Source organism: Dongia rigui (genome assembly GCF_034044635.1).
GTDB lineage: Bacteria > Pseudomonadota > Alphaproteobacteria > Dongiales > Dongiaceae > Dongia > Dongia rigui.
Genome location: NZ_JAXCLX010000001.1, coordinates 564,851 through 581,740 on the forward strand (window position 1 = coordinate 564,851; position 16,890 = coordinate 581,740).

Annotated in this window: 16 protein-coding genes and 1 pseudogene; 16 read left to right on the forward strand and 1 reads right to left on the reverse strand. The window is 62.4% G+C overall.

Features of this window, described 5'->3' with window-relative positions; translation table 11 throughout:
* The first annotated feature begins 1 nt into the window (after position 1).
* From SMD31_RS02600 to SMD31_RS02625, 6 genes are all read left to right on the forward strand, one after another.
* Positions 2–1,111, forward strand: coding sequence for a CobW family GTP-binding protein (locus tag SMD31_RS02600; protein ID WP_320499130.1), 1,110 nt, complete (start codon positions 2–4; stop codon positions 1,109–1,111).
* Positions 1,112–1,288: 177 nt separating this feature from the next.
* Positions 1,289–2,452 carry an ABC transporter substrate-binding protein gene (locus tag SMD31_RS02605; protein ID WP_320499131.1) on the forward strand — a complete coding sequence of 388 codons (1,164 nt, stop codon included), beginning with the start codon at positions 1,289–1,291 and terminating at the stop codon, positions 2,450–2,452.
* Between the two features lie 74 nt (positions 2,453–2,526).
* Positions 2,527–3,552 carry an ABC transporter ATP-binding protein gene (locus SMD31_RS02610; RefSeq protein ID WP_320499133.1) on the forward strand — a complete coding sequence of 342 codons (1,026 nt, stop codon included), beginning with the start codon at positions 2,527–2,529 and terminating at the stop codon, positions 3,550–3,552.
* 12 nt (positions 3,553–3,564) lie between these two features.
* Positions 3,565–4,497, forward strand: a complete 933-nt coding sequence (locus tag SMD31_RS02615; RefSeq protein WP_320499134.1) for an ABC transporter permease — start codon at positions 3,565–3,567, stop codon at positions 4,495–4,497.
* On the forward strand, positions 4,487–5,323 hold the full coding sequence (locus SMD31_RS02620; RefSeq protein ID WP_320499135.1) for an ABC transporter permease: 837 nt from the start codon (positions 4,487–4,489) through the stop codon (positions 5,321–5,323). Before SMD31_RS02615 ends, SMD31_RS02620 begins: the two co-directional genes overlap by 11 nt.
* Positions 5,298–5,534, forward strand: coding sequence for a cold shock domain-containing protein (locus tag SMD31_RS02625; RefSeq protein ID WP_320499136.1), 237 nt, complete (start codon positions 5,298–5,300; stop codon positions 5,532–5,534). The genes SMD31_RS02620 and SMD31_RS02625 overlap by 26 nt, the downstream gene beginning before the upstream one ends.
* Positions 5,535–5,743: 209 nt before the next feature.
* Here the strand turns inward: SMD31_RS02625 and SMD31_RS02630 are convergent, their stop codons facing one another.
* Complete coding sequence (locus SMD31_RS02630; protein ID WP_320499137.1) at positions 5,744–7,438, reverse strand: ABC transporter substrate-binding protein; 1,695 nt, start codon at positions 7,436–7,438, stop codon at positions 5,744–5,746.
* Between the two features lie 357 nt (positions 7,439–7,795).
* Here SMD31_RS02630 and ribB point away from each other — a divergent pair, with 357 nt between their 5' ends.
* The 10 genes and pseudogenes from ribB to SMD31_RS21570 form a co-directional block, all read left to right on the forward strand.
* A complete protein-coding gene (gene ribB, locus SMD31_RS02635; RefSeq protein ID WP_320499138.1) occupies positions 7,796–8,872 on the forward strand; it encodes a 3,4-dihydroxy-2-butanone-4-phosphate synthase in 1,077 nt (358 codons plus the stop codon).
* A 4-nt stretch (positions 8,873–8,876) separates the two neighbouring features.
* Positions 8,877–9,641 carry an SDR family oxidoreductase gene (locus SMD31_RS02640; protein ID WP_320499139.1) on the forward strand — a complete coding sequence of 255 codons (765 nt, stop codon included), beginning with the start codon at positions 8,877–8,879 and terminating at the stop codon, positions 9,639–9,641.
* A gap of 179 nt (positions 9,642–9,820) precedes the next feature.
* The gene (locus tag SMD31_RS02645) at positions 9,821–10,228 is read left to right on the forward strand and encodes a dihydroneopterin aldolase (RefSeq protein ID WP_320499140.1); all 408 of its coding nucleotides are present in this window, start codon (positions 9,821–9,823) and stop codon (positions 10,226–10,228) included.
* A gap of 538 nt (positions 10,229–10,766) precedes the next feature.
* A complete protein-coding gene (uvrC, locus tag SMD31_RS02650) occupies positions 10,767–12,638 on the forward strand; it encodes an excinuclease ABC subunit UvrC (RefSeq protein WP_320500998.1) in 1,872 nt (623 codons plus the stop codon).
* Positions 12,639–12,766: 128 nt separating this feature from the next.
* The gene (gene pgsA / locus SMD31_RS02655) at positions 12,767–13,330 is read left to right on the forward strand and encodes a CDP-diacylglycerol--glycerol-3-phosphate 3-phosphatidyltransferase (protein ID WP_320499141.1); all 564 of its coding nucleotides are present in this window, start codon (positions 12,767–12,769) and stop codon (positions 13,328–13,330) included.
* A 1-nt stretch (position 13,331) separates the two neighbouring features.
* Positions 13,332–13,838 (forward strand): molybdopterin-guanine dinucleotide biosynthesis protein B, encoded by a 507-nt coding sequence (mobB, locus tag SMD31_RS02660; RefSeq protein WP_320499143.1) that lies wholly within the window; start codon positions 13,332–13,334, stop codon positions 13,836–13,838.
* 2 nt (positions 13,839–13,840) lie between these two features.
* Entirely contained in the window at positions 13,841–14,245 is a 405-nt protein-coding gene (locus SMD31_RS02665; RefSeq protein ID WP_320499144.1) for a TfoX/Sxy family protein, read from the forward strand.
* A gap of 78 nt (positions 14,246–14,323) precedes the next feature.
* Complete coding sequence (gene fumC, locus SMD31_RS02670) at positions 14,324–15,724, forward strand: class II fumarate hydratase (RefSeq protein ID WP_320499146.1); 1,401 nt, start codon at positions 14,324–14,326, stop codon at positions 15,722–15,724.
* Between the two features lie 139 nt (positions 15,725–15,863).
* A complete protein-coding gene (locus SMD31_RS02675) occupies positions 15,864–16,097 on the forward strand; it encodes a ribbon-helix-helix domain-containing protein (RefSeq protein ID WP_320499148.1) in 234 nt (77 codons plus the stop codon).
* Between the two features lie 129 nt (positions 16,098–16,226).
* Positions 16,227–16,604 (forward strand): annotated as a pseudogene (locus SMD31_RS21570) (hypothetical protein); the annotation flags it as partial.
* Between the last annotated feature and the right edge of the window lie 286 nt (positions 16,605–16,890).

Genomic DNA, 16,890 nt, shown 5'->3' on the forward strand with positions numbered 1-16,890 from the left:
CATGGCCGAGGCTCAGGTCAACCAGCCGCCGCTTGAACGCCTTCCCGTCTCGGTGATCACCGGGTTTCTGGGCAGCGGCAAGACGACCTTGCTGAAGCACCTTCTGGCGCACCCGGATATGGGTGAGACTGCCGTCATCATCAACGAGTTCGGCGAAGTGGGGCTCGATCACCTGCTGGTCGAAAAAGCCGATGACGACACGATCCTGCTGGAATCCGGCTGCCTCTGCTGCACCATCCGTGGCGACCTCATCGATGCCATGCGCAGTCTTTATAAGCGCCGCGTCAAGGGCGAGGTACCGCCGTTCAAGCGCGTCGTCATCGAAACCACGGGGCTTGCCGATCCGGCACCGATCCTTCACACGCTGATGCAGGACCCTGTGCTGACCGCCGTCTATCGCCTGGACGGCGTCATCGCCACCGTCGATGCGGTGAATGGCGAAAGCCAAATGGACCGGCAGATGGAATCGGTCAAACAAGCCGCCGTTGCCGATCGGCTGCTCCTCACCAAGAGCGACCTCAGCGCCCCCGAGAAGCTCGCGGCACTCGAGGCGCGTCTCTACCGCCTCAATCCGGCCGCGCCGATCCAGCGCATCGTGAACGGTGCGGCGCTGCCTGCCAGCCTCTTCAACGCCGGCCTCTATGATCCGGAAACGAAGAGCCTCGACGTGCAGCGCTGGCTGAAGGAAGAGGCCTATGCCGAGCGCGATGCGCACGCGCATGATTATGGGCATGACCACCATGACCACGAACACCATGATCACGATCACGGCCACGGTCTGGATGTGAACCGGCATGACGCGCATATCAGCGCCTTTTGCCTGACCCGTGACGCGCCGATCGACTGGCAGAAATTCTGCGCCTGGGTCGACATGCTGACCGCGACGCGCGGCCCTGATCTGCTGCGCATCAAGGGCGTCCTCAATGTCGTCGGCGAAACCGCGCCCGTCGCCATCCACGGCGTGCAGCACCTGTTCCACCCGCCGGTCCTGCTGCCGGCCTGGGTCGGGGACGACCGGCGCTCGAAGCTGGTCTTCATCACCCGCGATATAGATCGCGCTTTCCTGACCGAATCCCTGGCGGCTTTCCTGGACGACGCCGGCCCCGCCTGATTGCCCGGCAGCGTTATTGTCCAATTCCCGCCATCGATTAACGGCCCACCGCCGTTTTTGTGTTTTGCAATCCTGTGAACATTGCTAGTTTTCGCCTGGATCGAGGGGAATTGGGTGATCCTGCGGGGCAGTCCGCACACCCTTCCCATCTGTCGCCAACAAAGGGAGGGGTAAAAGATGTCCTTGAAATGGAAATTGGCCGGTACCAGCGTGGCCGCCGTGCTGGTCTTGGGCGCTATTGCCGCACAGGCCGAGCCGCTGCAGAGCATCGGCGAAGGCGAAGGCGAAGTCGCCATCGTCGCCTGGCCGGGCTATATCGAGCGCGGTGAGTCCGATAAGAACTACGACTGGGTGACCGGCTTCGAAAAGGAAACCGGTTGCAAGGTCACGGTGAAGACCGCCGGCAGCTCGGACGAAATGGTCTCGCTGATGAATGGCGGCGGGTTCGACCTCGTCACGGCATCGGGCGATGCGTCGCTGCGCCTGGTGAAGGGCGGCACGGTGCAAGAAATCAACACCGCGCTGATCGCCGATTACGGCAAGGTCGACCCGCGTTTGCAGAACGCGCCCTGGCACACGGTCGATGGCAAGCATTACGGCGTGCCATGGCAGTGGGGCCCGAACGTCCTGCTCTATAACGCCAAGACGTTCGAGAATGCGCCGCAGAGTTGGTCGGTCGTGTTCGAGGAGCAGAAGCTGCCCGATGGCAAATCGAACAAGGGTCGCGTCCAGGCCTATTACGGCACCATCTATCTGGCCGATGCCGCGCTCTATCTGATGGCCAACAAGCCTGAACTCGGCATCAAGGACCCTTACGAACTCAACCAGGCGCAGTTCGATGCGGCGGTCGAGTTGCTGCGCGGGCAGCGCCAGCTGGTCAACAAGTATTGGTCGGATGCCGCGGCCCAGGTCGACGATTTTACCAATGAAGGCATCGTCGCCTCGACCAGCTGGGCCTATCAGGTGAACACGCTCCGCGCCGCCGGCAAGGTGCCGGTGGGTTCGGTGGTGCCGAAGGAAGGTGCCACGGGTTGGGCCGACACCACCATGATGGCCGCCAATGCGCCGCATCCCAACTGCGCCTATAAGTGGCTCAACCATTCGCTCAGCGATAACGCCCAGGCGGGTACAAGCTCATGGTTCGGCAGCGTGCCGGCCGTGCCGGCTTCTTGCGCTGATCCGATCCTGACCGAGGGTGGTTGCGTCGCCAACGGCTCGCAGCTCTTCGCGCGTATCCATTTCTGGAAGACGCCGGTGAAGGATTGCGCCAGCCAGAATGGCGAATGCGTCCCTTATAAGGATTGGGTGGCCGCCGTTCAGTCCGTCCAAAGCGGACAGTAATCACAACCCACTGACCCTTGGGGCGGATCAGCGATGATCCGCCCCAATTCTATATCAACGTTACGGATTTGATCATGAGCTCCAGCATCGCCGCCGTTTCCTTCAACCAAGTCTCGCGTCATTTCGGCGCGGTGAAAGCGGTCGATGCCGTCAGCTTCGACATCCAGGATGGCGAGTTCTTTGCCATGCTCGGCCCATCCGGCTCCGGCAAGACCACGTGCCTGCGCCTCATCGCCGGTTTCGAGCAGCCGAGCGAGGGCCATGTGCTGGTCCAAGGCGCCGACATGAACGGCGTCCCACCCTATGACCGCGACGTCAACACGGTATTCCAGGACTACGCGCTGTTCCCGCATATGAGCGTGCTGGACAACGTTGCCTACGGCTTGATGATCAGGAAGGTGCCAACAGCCGAGCGCCGGCGCCAAGCCGAAGAAATGCTGGACATGGTGGCGCTGGGCGGCTTCGGCGGCCGCAAACCGTCGCAGCTTTCCGGCGGCCAGCGCCAGCGCGTCGCCTTGGCCCGCGCACTCGTCAACCACCCGAAGGTCTTGCTGCTCGACGAGCCGTTGGGTGCGCTCGATCTGAAACTGCGTGAACAGATGCAGGTGGAGCTGAAGGCCATCCAGCGCCGCGTCGGCATCACCTTCGTCTATGTGACCCACGACCAGGGCGAGGCGCTTTCGATGAGCGACCGCGTGGCCGTCTTCAACCAGGGCAAGATCGAGCAACTCGCAAGCCCCAATGAGCTTTACGAAAGCCCAGCCACCACTTTCGTTGCCGGCTTCGTCGGCGTCTCCAACCTGCTCGAGGGCGCTGCCGCCAAGGCGGTGACCGGAACCGACGGCGCCTGCTCCATCCGCCCGGAAAAAATCCACCTCGACCGCGTCGGCGCGACCGTCCCGGCCAATGCCATGGGTGTTTCCGGGCGCGTCAGCGCCATTCTCTATCTTGGCGCCAACACCCGCTATGACGTGGCGCTGGCGGGTGGCGGCGAGATTACGGTCGCGGTGCAGAATCGTGACGCGCATCTCGAGCCCAAGGAAGGCGACGACGTGCAATTGTGGTGGGAGGCGCGTCACCTGATGCGCTTCGCGCGCTAAAAGGGTTTTGCAATGACCGCTGCCGCACGCCCGCGCTCCCTCACCAACAGTCTTTCGACCTTTCTCTACCGGCGGCCACGCATCGTGCTGACCGCCTTGCTGGTGCCACCATTGCTGTGGCTCGGCGTCATTTATCTCGGTTCGCTCTTCACGCTATTGGCGCAAAGCTTCTTCTCGATCGACGATTTCACCGCGCAGGTCGTCTATCAGCCGACCCTTGATACCTATGCCCGGCTTTTCACCGCGACCAATCTCAGCATCATCTGGCGCACGCTGATGATGGCGGCAGTGGTGACCGTGATCTCCGGCATCATCGCCTTTCCGCTTGCTTATTATGTCGCCCGCTTTGCCAGCGGGCGCATGAAGGCCTTCTTCTATATCGCGGTCATGCTGCCGCTCTGGTCCAATTATCTGGTCCGCGTCTATTCCTGGAAGCTGATCCTCGCCAAGGAGGGCGCCATCCATTGGGCCGTCAATGCGCTTGGCCTCGGTCCCGTGCTCGATTGGGTCCTGACGCTGCCGGTGGTCGAAGGGTCGTCGCTCTCGACCTCCTATATCGGCACGACGCTCACCTTCGTCTATATCTGGCTGCCCTTCATGGTGCTGCCCGTGCAGGCCGCCCTGGAACGCGTGCCCCGCTCGCTGATCGAAGCCTCGAGCGATCTCGGCGCCAAGCCGAATGAGACCTTCCGCAAGGTGATCTTTCCGCTCGCCATTCCCGGCATCGCCGCGGGGTCGATCTTCACCTTCTCGCTGACGCTGGGTGACTACATCATCCCGCAGCTCATCGGCTCGTCGCGACCCTTCATCGGCCAGGCCGTCTACCAGTTCCAGGGCACGGCCGGTGATATCCCGATGGCCGCGGCCTTTGCCATGGTGCCGATTGTCATCATGGCTCTCTATCTCACCATCGCCAAGCGCCTGGGAGCCTTCGATGCCCTCTAAGACCGTGACAGCGCCCGACCGCGCCAAGGGCCAAGCCGGGTGGGGCCTCAAGAGCGCCGCCTGGTTCGGCGTGCTCTATCTCAACCTCCCGATCCTCTTCATCGTGCTCTATGGCTTCACCACCGATGAGGCGAGCTTTTCCTTCCCGCCGCCGGGGCTCACCACGGAATGGTTTGCCGTCACCTGGGCGCGACAGGATTTCTGGGATGCCCTCACCCTCTCGGTGCAGGTCGCCTTCGCCGCCATGGCGATCGCCATGGTGCTGGGCACCCTGGCTGCCGCTGCCATGTACCGGTTCAGGTTCTTCGGCAAGGAAGCGGTGACCCTCCTCATCCTGCTCCCCATCGCCCTGCCCGGCATCGTCACCGGCATCAGCCTGCGTTCGGCCTTCGCCATCGGTGAGATTCCGTTCAGCTATCTCACCATTGTGCTGGGGCACGCGACGTTCTGTATCGTCGTTGTCTACAACAACGCCATCGCGCGCCTGCGGCGTTCCTCGCCGGCCTTGATCGAGGCCTCCATGGACCTTGGCGCCGACACATTCCAGACCTTTCGCCATGTGATCCTGCCCAATCTGGCAACGGCATTGCTAGCGGGCGGCATGCTGGCCTTTGCGCTCTCCTTCGACGAAATCATCGTCACCACCTTCACCGCCGGCCAGCAGGAGACCCTGCCGATCTGGATGTTCCGGCAATTAGCGCGACCGCATCAACGACCGGTCACCAATGTCGCGGCGATCATCGTCATGATCATCACCTTCGTGCCGATCCTGGCTGCCTATTACCTGACGAGAGATACCGATGATGTCGCCGGCAGCGGAAAGTGACGCCGTCGATGGTTCCGTCGTCTGGTTCAAGGTCGATAAGGGCTACGGCTTCGTAAAGCCGGACGATGGCGGCGCCGACGTCTTCGTCCATGTGGCGGAACTGGCGGCATCGAACCTGCGCGACCTCACTGAGGGCCAGCGCATTCGCTTCCGCCGCGACAGCCATGGCGACGGACGGTTCTTCGCCGTGGGAATAGAGCTGATCGGCTGAGAGGCCCCCTCTCCCCGACCCTCCCCCACGTTGGGGGGAGGGAGCTCACCGAGTGGTTGAGATATCTGCGGCGAACTGGCTCTAATTCCCTCCCCCCACGTGGGGGAGGGTTAGGGAGAGGGGGAGCCGTTAGGCTAATCCCAATACCCCCCCCAACAGAAACGGCCCGGGTTTCCCCGGGCCGTTCTTTCATCCGATATGGATGGGGCTTACTTGTCCCACCACATCGATTCGCAGAAGTAGTATTCCGTCGGGTGTGCTTCATAGCCCTTCAGCTGCTTGTCGAAAGGCTGATAGCTCTGGCGCCACAACGGCTGGACGATCGGGCCTTCTTCCTGCATCAGGTGCTCGATCTCCTTGATCACTTCCTTGCGCGCCGTGAGATCGACGAGGCCTTCCGCCTTGGTCAGCAATTCGTCGAATTTCGGGTTGGCAAAGTTGCTCTCGTTCCATGGCACGCCCGTGCGATAGGCGAGGCCCAGCACCATGATGCCGAGCGGACGGTGCGTCCACACGGTGAAGCCGAACGGCACCTTGGTCCAGACGTCCCAGAACTGGGCCGAGGGCAGAACGGTGAGCTTCACGCGGATGCCAGCTTCGGCCCATTGCTGGACCATCGCCTGGCAGGCGGTGGGCTCCCAATCCGGATCCTTCTTGGCATGCAGCTCGACATCGATACCGTCCGGATAGCCGGCATCGGCGAGGAGCTTCTTGGCCGCATCGAGGTCACGCGGCATCGGCATGTCGACGAATTCCGGATGCACCGGCGAGACATGGTGATGCTGTGCCGCGGTACCCAGTTCGCCATAGGCGATCTTGGCAACGGCCTCCGTGTCGATGGCAAGGCGCATCGCCTTGCGGACGCGGGCGTCGTCGAACGGCTTCTCGTTGCAGTGCATGCGAGCAACCGCGGTCTGCGCCGTATCGATCTTGTGCAGCTCGATATGCGGCAGCTTCTGGATGCTCGGATAGACTTTGATGTCGGCATCGTAGAGACCGTCGACCTGCTTCGAGGCCAGGGCCGCGAGCTTGGTCGCCGGATCATCGCCGAGATCGATGAACTGCACTTCGTCGAGATAGGGGCCCTCGCCCCAATACTCCTTGCGCGCCTTGAAGACGCACTTCTTGCCGACTTCAACCTCGACCGGCTCGAAGGCACCGGTGCCGATGGCGCCGACACCCCACTTGCCTTCATCCTTCGGATGCAGGATCAGGGCCGGATAGTGGAACAGGTTTTCCGGAATGGCGAGGGTCGAGACCTGGCCGTTGAGCTTAATGGTGTAGTCGTCGACCTTCTCGATCGCATTGGCATCCCACAGCTCGGTGGTCTTCTTCGGGTTGCCCTGCTCGTCCTTCTCGCCCGTCTCGACTTCCTTCAGGATGAAGCCTTGGAAGAGGCCGAGGACCGACGAACCCACATTCGGGTCGAGCCAGCGCTTGATGTTCCACAGAACATGCTCGGCATTGAGCCCGTCGCCATTGGACCACTTGACGTCCTTGCGGAGCTTCAGCGTCCAGGTCTTGAGGTCTTCGCTGGGTTCCCAGCTCTCGAGCAGGATCGGAACGGTGATGCCGTCGCCCTTGGTGCGCGTCAGATAGTCATTGGCCTGACGCACGCAGTTCGAATCATAGACCCAGGAAAAGGTCGCAGGATTGTCGAGCGCCGGCACGCGGGCGCCGATGCGCAGGACGCCGCCCTTCTTGGGCTCCTGCGCCTGTGCAGCGCCGATCATGTCACCGCCCAGCACTTTGCCGGCGATCGTATAGGCCGTTGCAGCCGACATGCCGAGCAATGTCGCCGTGCGCAGGAAGTCGCGTCGACCGATGACACGATGCTCCAACGCTTCGACCAAGCGCGGCATATCAGGATGATACTCGCCGCCTTTGCCAGATTTAAAAGTCATGAAAAACCTCCCTAGTGGTAAAACGTCCCTGTTAGGCACGGAGCCGATTGGTCCGCGCCCGTCGCATCAACCGCCGTTGTTTTCGGAACGCCCACCCTGGTTCGGTCCGCTTTTGGATTGTGGCGGTATCTCGTTAATCTTAGTTTCAAGCAGTCTCGACCGAAAATCCTTCCATCGTCAATCGCCCATGCAAAAATCGCATCATGCCCTGAGCCTGGGTCATCATCGATCGGCGGGCCAGTATTGGTTCGGGAATGGGTTTGGGCACCCGCTGCCGGCGGGGGGCGTACTTGCAGCGTCACGCCGGACGCGCTATTGCCCGATTACCAGCCGTATCGGGCGCCAAGGGGCAGCAGCATGACGACCAAGCTAGACAAGATCGAGGACGCCATCGCCGAGATTGCCGCGGGGCGGCCGGTTATCGTGGTGGATGACGAGGATCGCGAGAATGAAGGCGATCTCATCATGGCGGCCTCCAAGGCCACACCTGAGTATGTCGCCTTCTTCATCCGTCACACCAGTGGCATCCTCTGCACGCCGCTTACCCGCAGCGATGCGCGCCGCCTGCACCTGACACCCATGGTGGCCGACAATGTTGCGCCGCACGCAACCGCCTTCACGGTCTCGATCGATTACGCCAAGGACCTCACGACCGGCATATCAGCGCAGGAGCGCTGCGCCTGTATCCGGGCATTGGCCAACCCGAACGTCGCGGCCGAGGATTTCGTGCGGCCGGGGCATATTTTCCCGCTGATCGCCCGCGAAGGCGGTGTGCTCATTCGTTCCGGCCATACCGAGGCAGCGGTCGACATGTCGCGGCTCGCTGGCTTGCCCCCGGTCGGCCTCATCGCCGAGCTGGTCAATGATGACGGTACGGTGAAACGCCTGCCCGACATCCTCACCTTCGCCAAGGAACACAAGCTGCTGGTCGTTTCGATCGACGACCTTATTGCCCACCGCCAGCAGCGGGAATCGCTCATCACCCGCACCTCGGAAGGACCGATATCGACCGCCATCGGGCCGGCCCAGGCCGTCGTCTATTCGACCGCACTCGATACCGCGCATCATATCGCCGTGGTTTACGGCGATATCGGCGACGGTCGCGATATTGTCATACGCCTGCAACAGGAAGACGCCGTCAACGACGTCTTCAACCCCGAGCAAGGCAGCGTCATGCGCGCGCTGCACCATATCCGCCAAGCCGGACGCGGCATCATCATCTATCTGCGCGAAGGCGCTGTCGGCGTGACTCCGGCCGTCCCCTCAAGCGGCAGCGAGGCGTCGCGGCTCGAGCAATGGCGCGAGGTAGGCCTTGGCGCCCAGATCCTCAAGGATCTCGGTGTGAAATCCATCCGCGTTCTCGCCACCAAGGAGCGGCAGTATATGGGCCTCTCAGGTTTCGGTGTCGAAATCCTCGGCACGGAGAAGCTTTGAGGCCATGACAGTCGCCCGGATTGCCTTCGTCACTGGTGGTGCCAAGCGTCTCGGCCGAGCCATCGCCCTGAAGCTGGCGGCCGATGGCTGGGATGTCGCCATCCACTGCCACAATTCGATGGCCGAAGCGGAGGCGACAGCCGGTGGAATTCGCGCGCTGGGCAGGCGCAGCCTGGTCCTGAAAGCAGATCTGGCCGAGGAAAGCGAGGTCGAGACATTGCTGCCGAGCATCGGCCATGACCTTGGCCCGGTGACCTGCCTGGTCAACAATGCCTCCGTCTTTGAAATGGACAAGATCGATACGGCGACGCGCGACAGCTGGGACCGGCATATCGAAACCAATCTCCGCGCCCCCTTCGTCCTTTCCCAGGCCTTTGCCCGGCAACTGCCCGAGGGGGCCGATGGCAACATCATCAACATGCTGGACCAGCGTGTCTGGAAACTGACCCCCTATTTCATGTCCTATACCGTTGCGAAAATGGGGCTTTGGACCCTGACACGGACGATGGCCCTGGCCTTGGCGCCCCGCATCCGCGTCAACGCCATCGGCCCGGGCCCGACCTTGCCGAGCCCGCGCCAGTCGGCCGAGCATTTCTCCGCCCAATCATCGGCCATGCCGCTGGGTCATGGCGCCACACCTGATGAAATCGCGGCGGCGGCGCTCTATATCTTGTCGTCGCCATCCATGACGGGACAAATGATTGCGCTCGATGGTGGCGAACATCTGGGCTGGCAAGTCCCCAATAGGGGTTTTCAGCCCAAGGAATGACGAAAACGGGCCGCCCAGGCAAATAGCCAGGGGGGAATAGCCAGGGTGGGGCCAAAGCCCTATAATGGGGTTATGCATATGGGCCCCAGGGTGCGGCCCTCCCTTCCACCCCATCGCCCCAGAGCGCGGCGATCGGTGTGCGGTGAGCCAAGCCACGGAAATCTGGAGGTCCAGGGACCATGAATCCATTGGAAAAAATTACGCCTTTGCCGAATGCGGCGCCGGTCCGGACGATGCGCGTCTTCATCCGCGACCTGATCCTGCCCTGCTCGATCGGTATCCATCAGCACGAGCGCTTGGCGCAGCAGCGCGTCCAGATCAATGTCGAGCTGACCTGTGTCGAGCACCCGGCCATCAATGACGATGTCGACAATGTCGTCTGCTATGCGACCGCTCTGATGGGCATCAAAGCCGTGGTGGCGGACGGGCATATCAACCTGGTCGAGACGCTGGCCGACCGCGTCGCCGATGTCTGCCTCGCCGATTACCGCGTCCTCACCGCCAAGGTGCGGATCGACAAATTGGACGTCTTCAAAGAGGCGTTCAGCGTGGGTATCGAGATCGAGCGGTCGCGTTCCGATCGCTAAGCCGCGCGCGTGGCAAATTTCTCGATTCGGTCATGAGGAAAACCTGACCGATTCACCAAAACTTAAACCTTTCAGGCCTCTATCGGCCGATTCCTGAGCCAAGTTGTTCACAACGACACTGGCGAGTCCGAATGGCCTATCAGAGTCAAGACTGAATCCCCTTCATGACCGAGTTGTTGCAAGTTTATTCGTATAAATCCATTTAAAACAGTGCGTTAGTATTTTTGCCTATTTTTTGTGCAGAAACGAGGAAAGCCTTATTATGGGACCAGTCGGATAAAGGTCCCGGCGATATCGACAGACTTATCCACAGAAATGGTGGATATCCCCGAAGTTACCTCCCGGGCCTCTGCATGCTAGTTTCCGGGCGCCCAAAGCTGGGTCGATTCTGGCGCCGATTCCGCGAATTTTGCGCCCGTATGATTCCTTTTGCGACAAGCCGATGCGCATGATTGACGATCCAGAACATCCAGACGAAGACGAGGCCGACCTGGACGAGTTCGACACGCCGGACGATGCCGCCCTGCGCCCAAAGGGGATGAGCCGGCTGGCCCATGGCGTGTCGGTCATCAAGGCCAAGGTCCGCACCCTGCCCAATACGCCGGGTTGCTACCGCATGATCTCGGTCGGCGGCGAAGTGCTTTATGTCGGCAAGGCCAAGGACCTGAAGAAGCGCGTCACGTCCTATACGCTGCCCAATCGGCAGGCAAACCGTATCCAGCGCATGATCGCCGAGACGGCGACCATGGAGTTCATGACGACCCATACCGAGGTCGAGGCGCTGCTGCTGGAAGCCAACCTCATCAAGCGCTACCGGCCGCGCTTCAATGTGTTGCTGCGGGACGACAAGAGTTTTCCCTATATTCTCATCACCGCCGACCACCCGGCGCCGCAGATCACCAAGCATCGCGGTGCCCGCAACCGCCCGGGACAATATTTCGGTCCTTTCGCCAGTGCGGGAGCGGTCAATCGCACCATCGTCGCATTGCAGCGCGCCTTTTTGTTGCGCCCTTGTTCCGACTCCATTTTCGCCAGCCGCACGCGACCTTGCCTCCAGTACCAGATCAAGCGCTGCTCGGCGCCCTGCGTCGGCCGCATCTCCGAGACGGATTACGCCGGCTTGGTCGAAGAGACCCGCGACTTCATGACCGGCAAAAGCGATAACGTGAAGCTACGCCTGGCGGCCGAGATGCAGAAGGCGTCCGACGCCTTGGAATATGAACAAGCCGCGCGCCTGCGTGATCGCTTGCAGGCGCTGGCCCTGATCCAGAGCCGGCAGGACATTTACCTCGAAGGGGTTGAGGAAGCCGACATCATCGCCGCCTATCACGAGGCGGGACATACCTGCATTCAGGTATTCTTCTTTCGCAACCACGGCAATTACGGCAACCGCGCTTACTTTCCAGCCCACGACAAGACCACGGAGCCGGCTGAGATCCTTGCTGCCTTCATGGCCCAGTTCTATGAGAACAAGACGCCGCCACGCCTCATCCTGGTCAACGAGATCCCCGCTGAGATCGAGCTGTTGACCGAGGCGCTGACCCTGCGCGCCGGCGCCAAGGTCGAGATCGTCGAGCCGCAGCGCGGTGAGAAACGCAAGCCCGTCCAACACGCCCTGGCCAACGCCAAGGAAGCCCTCGCCCGACGCATGGCGGAGAATGCCAGCCAGGGCAAGCTGATGGCCGGCATGGCCGAGATCTTCGGCCTGGAAACGCCGCCCAAACGCATTGAGGTCTACGATAACAGCCACATCTCCGGCACCAACGCCTATGGCTGCATGATCGTCGCCGGACCCGAAGGCTTCATGAAGAACCAGTACCGCAAGTTCAGCATCAAGCAGCCCGATCCCGATTCCGGCGAGGCCCCGATCGAACCCGGTGACGATTACGCCATGATGCGCCAAGTGCTGACCCGCCGCTTCACCCGCGCGCTCAAGGAGGACCCCGACGACACCCATGCCAGTTGGCCGGACCTCGTCCTCATCGATGGCGGCCAGGGTCAGCTATCGGTGACATTGGAAGTCTTCGCGGATCTCGGCATCGATGACGTCGCCGTGGCGTCGATCGCCAAGGGGCCGGACCGCAATGCTGGCCGCGAACGCTTCTTCATGCCGGGCCGCGAGCCATTCGGCCTCGATCCCAAGCACCCGGTGCTCTATTATCTGCAGCGCCTGCGCGACGAGGCGCATCGCTTTGCCATCGGCACCCACCGCGCCAAACGCTCGGCCGATATCAGCAAATCCCCGCTCGACGATGTGGCAGGCATCGGCGCCAAGAGGAAGAAGGCGCTGCTGATGCATTTTGGCTCCGCCCGCGCCGTGGCCCAGGCGGGCCTCACCGACCTAGCCGCCGTGCCTGGCATTTCCGCGACGGTGGCCAAGGTCATTTACGACCATTTCCATCCAAATTGAGACAGTTACGCGTGGCTCGATCACCTTTTTGCGATGCAGCAGCGTTTCCCCATTGGCACTTGTGACAGGGGAAGGTGTTCCTGCTATCGTCCGCCGACCCATTTTTCAGCTTTCTGCCCGAAACCATCATGCCGAATATCGCCAATATCCTGACCCTGTCGCGGATCGCCGCCATTCCGTTGATCACCGCTTTGCTGTTCTTCGAGCAGCCGGTCTTCCGCTGGACGGCCCTGGTGCTCTATGCCGTCGCCTGCATCACCGATTTCTTCGACGGCTATATTGCCCGCCGCATGGACCAGGTGTCGGCGCTCGGCCGCTTCCTCGATCCCATCGCCGACAAGCTGGTGGTTGGCGCCATCCTGATGGCGATGACGGCGACGCACCAGATCAGCGGCTGGTCGGTCCTGCCCGCCCTCATCATCATGTGCCGCGAGATAATGGTTTCGGGTCTCCGTGAATATTTGGCGACGCTCAAGATCGGCGTGCCGGTCAGCCTGCTCGCCAAGTGGAAGACCACGACCCAGATGGTGGCGCTGGGCTTTCTCATTGTCGGCACGGCCGGACCGGACTGGCTGCACGTGACCCTGATCGGCGACATCCTGCTGTGGGTAGCGGCGATCCTCACCGTCGTCACCGGTTACGATTATCTGCGCGTCGGCATCAAGCACATGGCGGATGGGCAGTCCTTCTGAGATGCGCATTCTCGGCATCGCCGGCTGGAGCGGCGCCGGCAAGACCACCCTGCTCGCCAAGCTGATTCCCGAACTCACCAAGCGCGGCATTCGTGTCTCGACCATGAAGCACGCGCATCACGCCTTCGATGTGGACACGCCGGGGAAGGACTCCTATGTCCACCGCGAAGCGGGTGCCACCGAGGTCATGGTCGCTTCCGGCAAGCGCTGGGCCCTGATGCACGAATTGCGCGACGCCGCCGAGCCCGATGCGACGGAACTCATCCAGCACATGACACCGGTCGATCTGCTCCTCATCGAGGGGTTCAAGAACGAGCCCCATGACAAGTTGGAAATCTATCGCGCCGAGAACGGCAAGCCGCTCCTGTCGGCGGACGATCCCACCTATATCGCCATCCTCAGCGACCATCCTGTTCCAGCGGCGAAACTGCCGGTGATCGACCTCAACGACGTCCCGGCCATCGCGGCTTTCGTCCTTGAACATTGCCGGCTGCCGGGATCGCGCTGACCATGGCAAGCCCGCTGGCAAAAGAACTTGTCGCGGTGCTGGAAGCCAAGCTGGCGCCGCTGGGACCGACACTGGGACCGATGCGTGCCAAACCTATGTTCAGCGGCTACGGTCTCTATCTCGATGGCATCATCTTCGGCTTGGTCCTACGCGAGACTTTTTACCTGAAAGTCGATGACGAGAACCGGCCTGATTTCGTGAAGGCTGGTTCCGTTCCCTTCCGCTATGCGACGCGACAGAAGGAAGTCACCGTCGACAGCTATTGGATCTGCCCGGAAAAGGTCTTCAAGGACGCCGCCAAGCTCAGAGCCTGGGTTGAAAAATCGCTGGCCGCCAGCCGCCGCGCCAATGCCCGCAAGAAGCCCCGCAGCACCAAGCCGCGCCCCCGCCGCAATCCGCTGCTCTGAGCGCCGACCCTTTCATTGCAGCGCAAAAATCGGTAGAACGGGTGCCAATCAATCCATCCCGTCCCCAGGAGACCGAACATGGCGAAGAAGCCGGCCACCCGCGTTGAAACCGATTCCATGGGCCCGATCGACGTGCCGGCCGACAAGCTGTGGGGGGCCCAGACACAGCGGTCCTTGCAGAACTTCAAGATCGGCGGCCAGCGCATGCCAACCGGCGTCATCCGCGCCTTCGGCACGCTGAAGCAGGCGGCAGCCCAGGCCAACATGAAGCTTGGCAAGCTCGACAAGAAGCTCGGCAAGGCCATCGTCGCGGCGGCGTCGGAAGTGGCTGACGGCACCCTGGACGATCATTTCCCGCTGGTCGTCTGGCAGACCGGCTCCGGCACGCAGACCAACATGAACGTCAACGAAGTGCTGGCCAACCGCGCCAACGAGATGCTGGGCGGCAAGCGCGGCGACAAGAAGCCGATCCATCCCAACGACCAGGTCAATTACGGCCAGTCGTCGAATGACAGCTTCCCGACCGCGATGCATATCGCCGCCGTCGACCAGATTGCCAATGACGTTATCCCCGCGCTCGATCATCTGGCCGGCGCGCTGGAGAAGAAGGCCAAGGAATTTGCGAAGATCATCAAGATCGGCCGCACGCATCTGCAGGACGCAACCCCTGTCACCCTCGGCCAGGAATTCTCGGCCTATGCCACACAGATCCGCTTCGGCATCGACCGCATCATGGCGACGGCCCCGCGCCTTCTCTCGGTGCCGCAGGGCGGTACAGCCGTCGGCACCGGCCTTAATGCGGCCAAGGGCTTCGACAAGGCGTTCGCCGCCGAGCTTGCCAAGGTGACGGGACAGAAGTTCACCACCGCTGCCAACAAGTTCGAGGGCATGGCGGCGCATGACGCCTTTGTCGAACTGTCAGGCGCTTACAACGTCATTGCCACCTCGCTGATGAAGATCGCCAACGACATCCGCCTGTTGGGAAGCGGCCCGCGCTCCGGCTTGGCCGAGATCAACCTGCCGGAAAACGAACCTGGCTCGTCGATCATGCCGGGCAAGGTCAACCCGACCCAGGCCGAGGCGATGACGATGGTCTGCGCACAGATCATGGGCAACAACGTCGCCGTCACCGTCTCCGGCTCCAACGGCCATCTCGAACTCAACGTCTTCAAGCCGGTGATCATTCACAACGTGCTGCAATCCGGCCAGCTCATCGCCGATGCGGCGGTGAGCTTCACCGATAATTGCGTCGTCGGCATTACGCCGAACCTGCCCCGCATCAAGCAGTCGCTGGAACAGTCGCTGATGCTGGTGACGGCACTCAACACCCATATCGGCTATGACAACGCGGCCAAGGTCGCCAAGAAGGCGCATAAAGAAGGTACCAGCCTCAAGGAAGCGGCCCTGGCGCTGAAGCTTCTCACTGCCGACCAGTTCGACAAATGGGTCCGCCCGCAGGACATGCTCGGCCCGAAATGAGCCTGAGGCTGCCAGCCCCCCTCCCTAGCCCTCCCCCTGAAGGGGGAGGGTTTAGTTACTGCGCTCGCGCCAATATCCTCGCTTCAACGCCCTCTCCCTTTAGGGGGAGGGCTAGGGTGGGGGGCGCCTCGGTGCCCGTTTGACCTCTCCCACCACGCTCAAGAAACGCTCCGTCAATATCGCCGGGCATTCGACCTCGGTGACGTTAGAGCATGCCTTCTGGGATGCGCTGAAAGACATCGCTGGCCAACGCAGCACATCGGTCGCCGCGCTGATCGCCGACATAGATCGGGCGCGCGAGGCTGACCCCGGCGCGCCCAATCTTTCCAGCGCCATCCGCGTCTTCGTCCTGACGGCGACGAAGACGCCCTGATCGTTTTTACGGCGCCGGTGCGGCAGCGCCCGGTTCGGCTTCGCTGGTAGCCGGCGGCAGTACTGCCGGCGCGGCACCCGGCTCGGCGGATGGCACGGCTTCCGCCGGTGCCGCTTCAGCAGGTGCTGCTTCCGCTGGTGCTGCTTCCGCTGGTGCTGCTTCCGCAGGTGCTGCTTCCGCAGGTGCCGCTTCCGCAGGTGCCGCTGGTTCGGCTGCGGGTGCTGCTTCCGCCGGTGCTGCTTCAGCAGGCACTGCTTCGGCTGGCACTGCTTCGGCTGGCGCTGCTTCGGCTGGCGCTGCCTCTGCCGGCGCTGCTTCGGCGGGAACCGCCTCCGCAGGTGCTGCTGCCGGTGCCGCAGCGCCAGGCTCGGCGACGGCGCCTGGCTCCGCGGCGGCGGGGACCGCGTCCTTCTTCTTTTTCTTCTTGCCGCCCAGGAGGTCGCCGACCCCCGGCACCGATTCCAACAGCCCGCCCGCGGGCGCTGCAGCAGCGCCTGGCTCGGATGACGTGGCGCCCGTTGCGGCCCCGCCGCCGAGGCCCGGAATGGCGCCGATGCCCGGCAGGTTCAGGCCCGGCACCAGGCTGCTCGCCGCACCGGCTGCACCAGCAGCACCACTGCCGCTGAAGGCCGGCGTCGGGCCGTCGACCGGACCGGTGAGGTTGACGCTCATGAAGGCCTGCTCCGCCTGCTGGCCGAACAGGTCGACCAGCATGTTGAGCGCCCAGGCACCGAGATCGACCTGGCCCTTGGCCGTGCCGCGCGCCTTCGGGTTGGTGAAAGCGAAGTCGTGC

What these genes read in the sequence shown, in the direction of transcription:
- SMD31_RS02600 (WP_320499130.1), top strand. Translation starts at nt 2, where the DNA reads ATGGCCGAGGCTCAGGTCAACCAGCCGCCGCTTGAACGCCTTCCCGTC.
- SMD31_RS02605 (WP_320499131.1), top strand. Translation starts at nt 1,289, where the DNA reads ATGTCCTTGAAATGGAAATTGGCCGGTACCAGCGTGGCCGCCGTGCTG.
- SMD31_RS02610 (WP_320499133.1), top strand. Translation starts at nt 2,527, where the DNA reads ATGAGCTCCAGCATCGCCGCCGTTTCCTTCAACCAAGTCTCGCGTCAT.
- SMD31_RS02615 (WP_320499134.1), top strand. Translation starts at nt 3,565, where the DNA reads ATGACCGCTGCCGCACGCCCGCGCTCCCTCACCAACAGTCTTTCGACC.
- SMD31_RS02620 (WP_320499135.1), top strand. Translation starts at nt 4,487, where the DNA reads ATGCCCTCTAAGACCGTGACAGCGCCCGACCGCGCCAAGGGCCAAGCC.
- SMD31_RS02625 (WP_320499136.1), top strand. Translation starts at nt 5,298, where the DNA reads ATGATGTCGCCGGCAGCGGAAAGTGACGCCGTCGATGGTTCCGTCGTC.
- SMD31_RS02630 (WP_320499137.1), bottom strand. Translation starts at nt 7,438, where the DNA reads ATGACTTTTAAATCTGGCAAAGGCGGCGAGTATCATCCTGATATGCCG.
- ribB (WP_320499138.1), top strand. Translation starts at nt 7,796, where the DNA reads ATGACGACCAAGCTAGACAAGATCGAGGACGCCATCGCCGAGATTGCC.
- SMD31_RS02640 (WP_320499139.1), top strand. Translation starts at nt 8,877, where the DNA reads ATGACAGTCGCCCGGATTGCCTTCGTCACTGGTGGTGCCAAGCGTCTC.
- SMD31_RS02645 (WP_320499140.1), top strand. Translation starts at nt 9,821, where the DNA reads ATGAATCCATTGGAAAAAATTACGCCTTTGCCGAATGCGGCGCCGGTC.
- uvrC (WP_320500998.1), top strand. Translation starts at nt 10,767, where the DNA reads ATGAGCCGGCTGGCCCATGGCGTGTCGGTCATCAAGGCCAAGGTCCGC.
- pgsA (WP_320499141.1), top strand. Translation starts at nt 12,767, where the DNA reads ATGCCGAATATCGCCAATATCCTGACCCTGTCGCGGATCGCCGCCATT.
- mobB (WP_320499143.1), top strand. Translation starts at nt 13,332, where the DNA reads ATGCGCATTCTCGGCATCGCCGGCTGGAGCGGCGCCGGCAAGACCACC.
- SMD31_RS02665 (WP_320499144.1), top strand. Translation starts at nt 13,841, where the DNA reads ATGGCAAGCCCGCTGGCAAAAGAACTTGTCGCGGTGCTGGAAGCCAAG.
- fumC (WP_320499146.1), top strand. Translation starts at nt 14,324, where the DNA reads ATGGCGAAGAAGCCGGCCACCCGCGTTGAAACCGATTCCATGGGCCCG.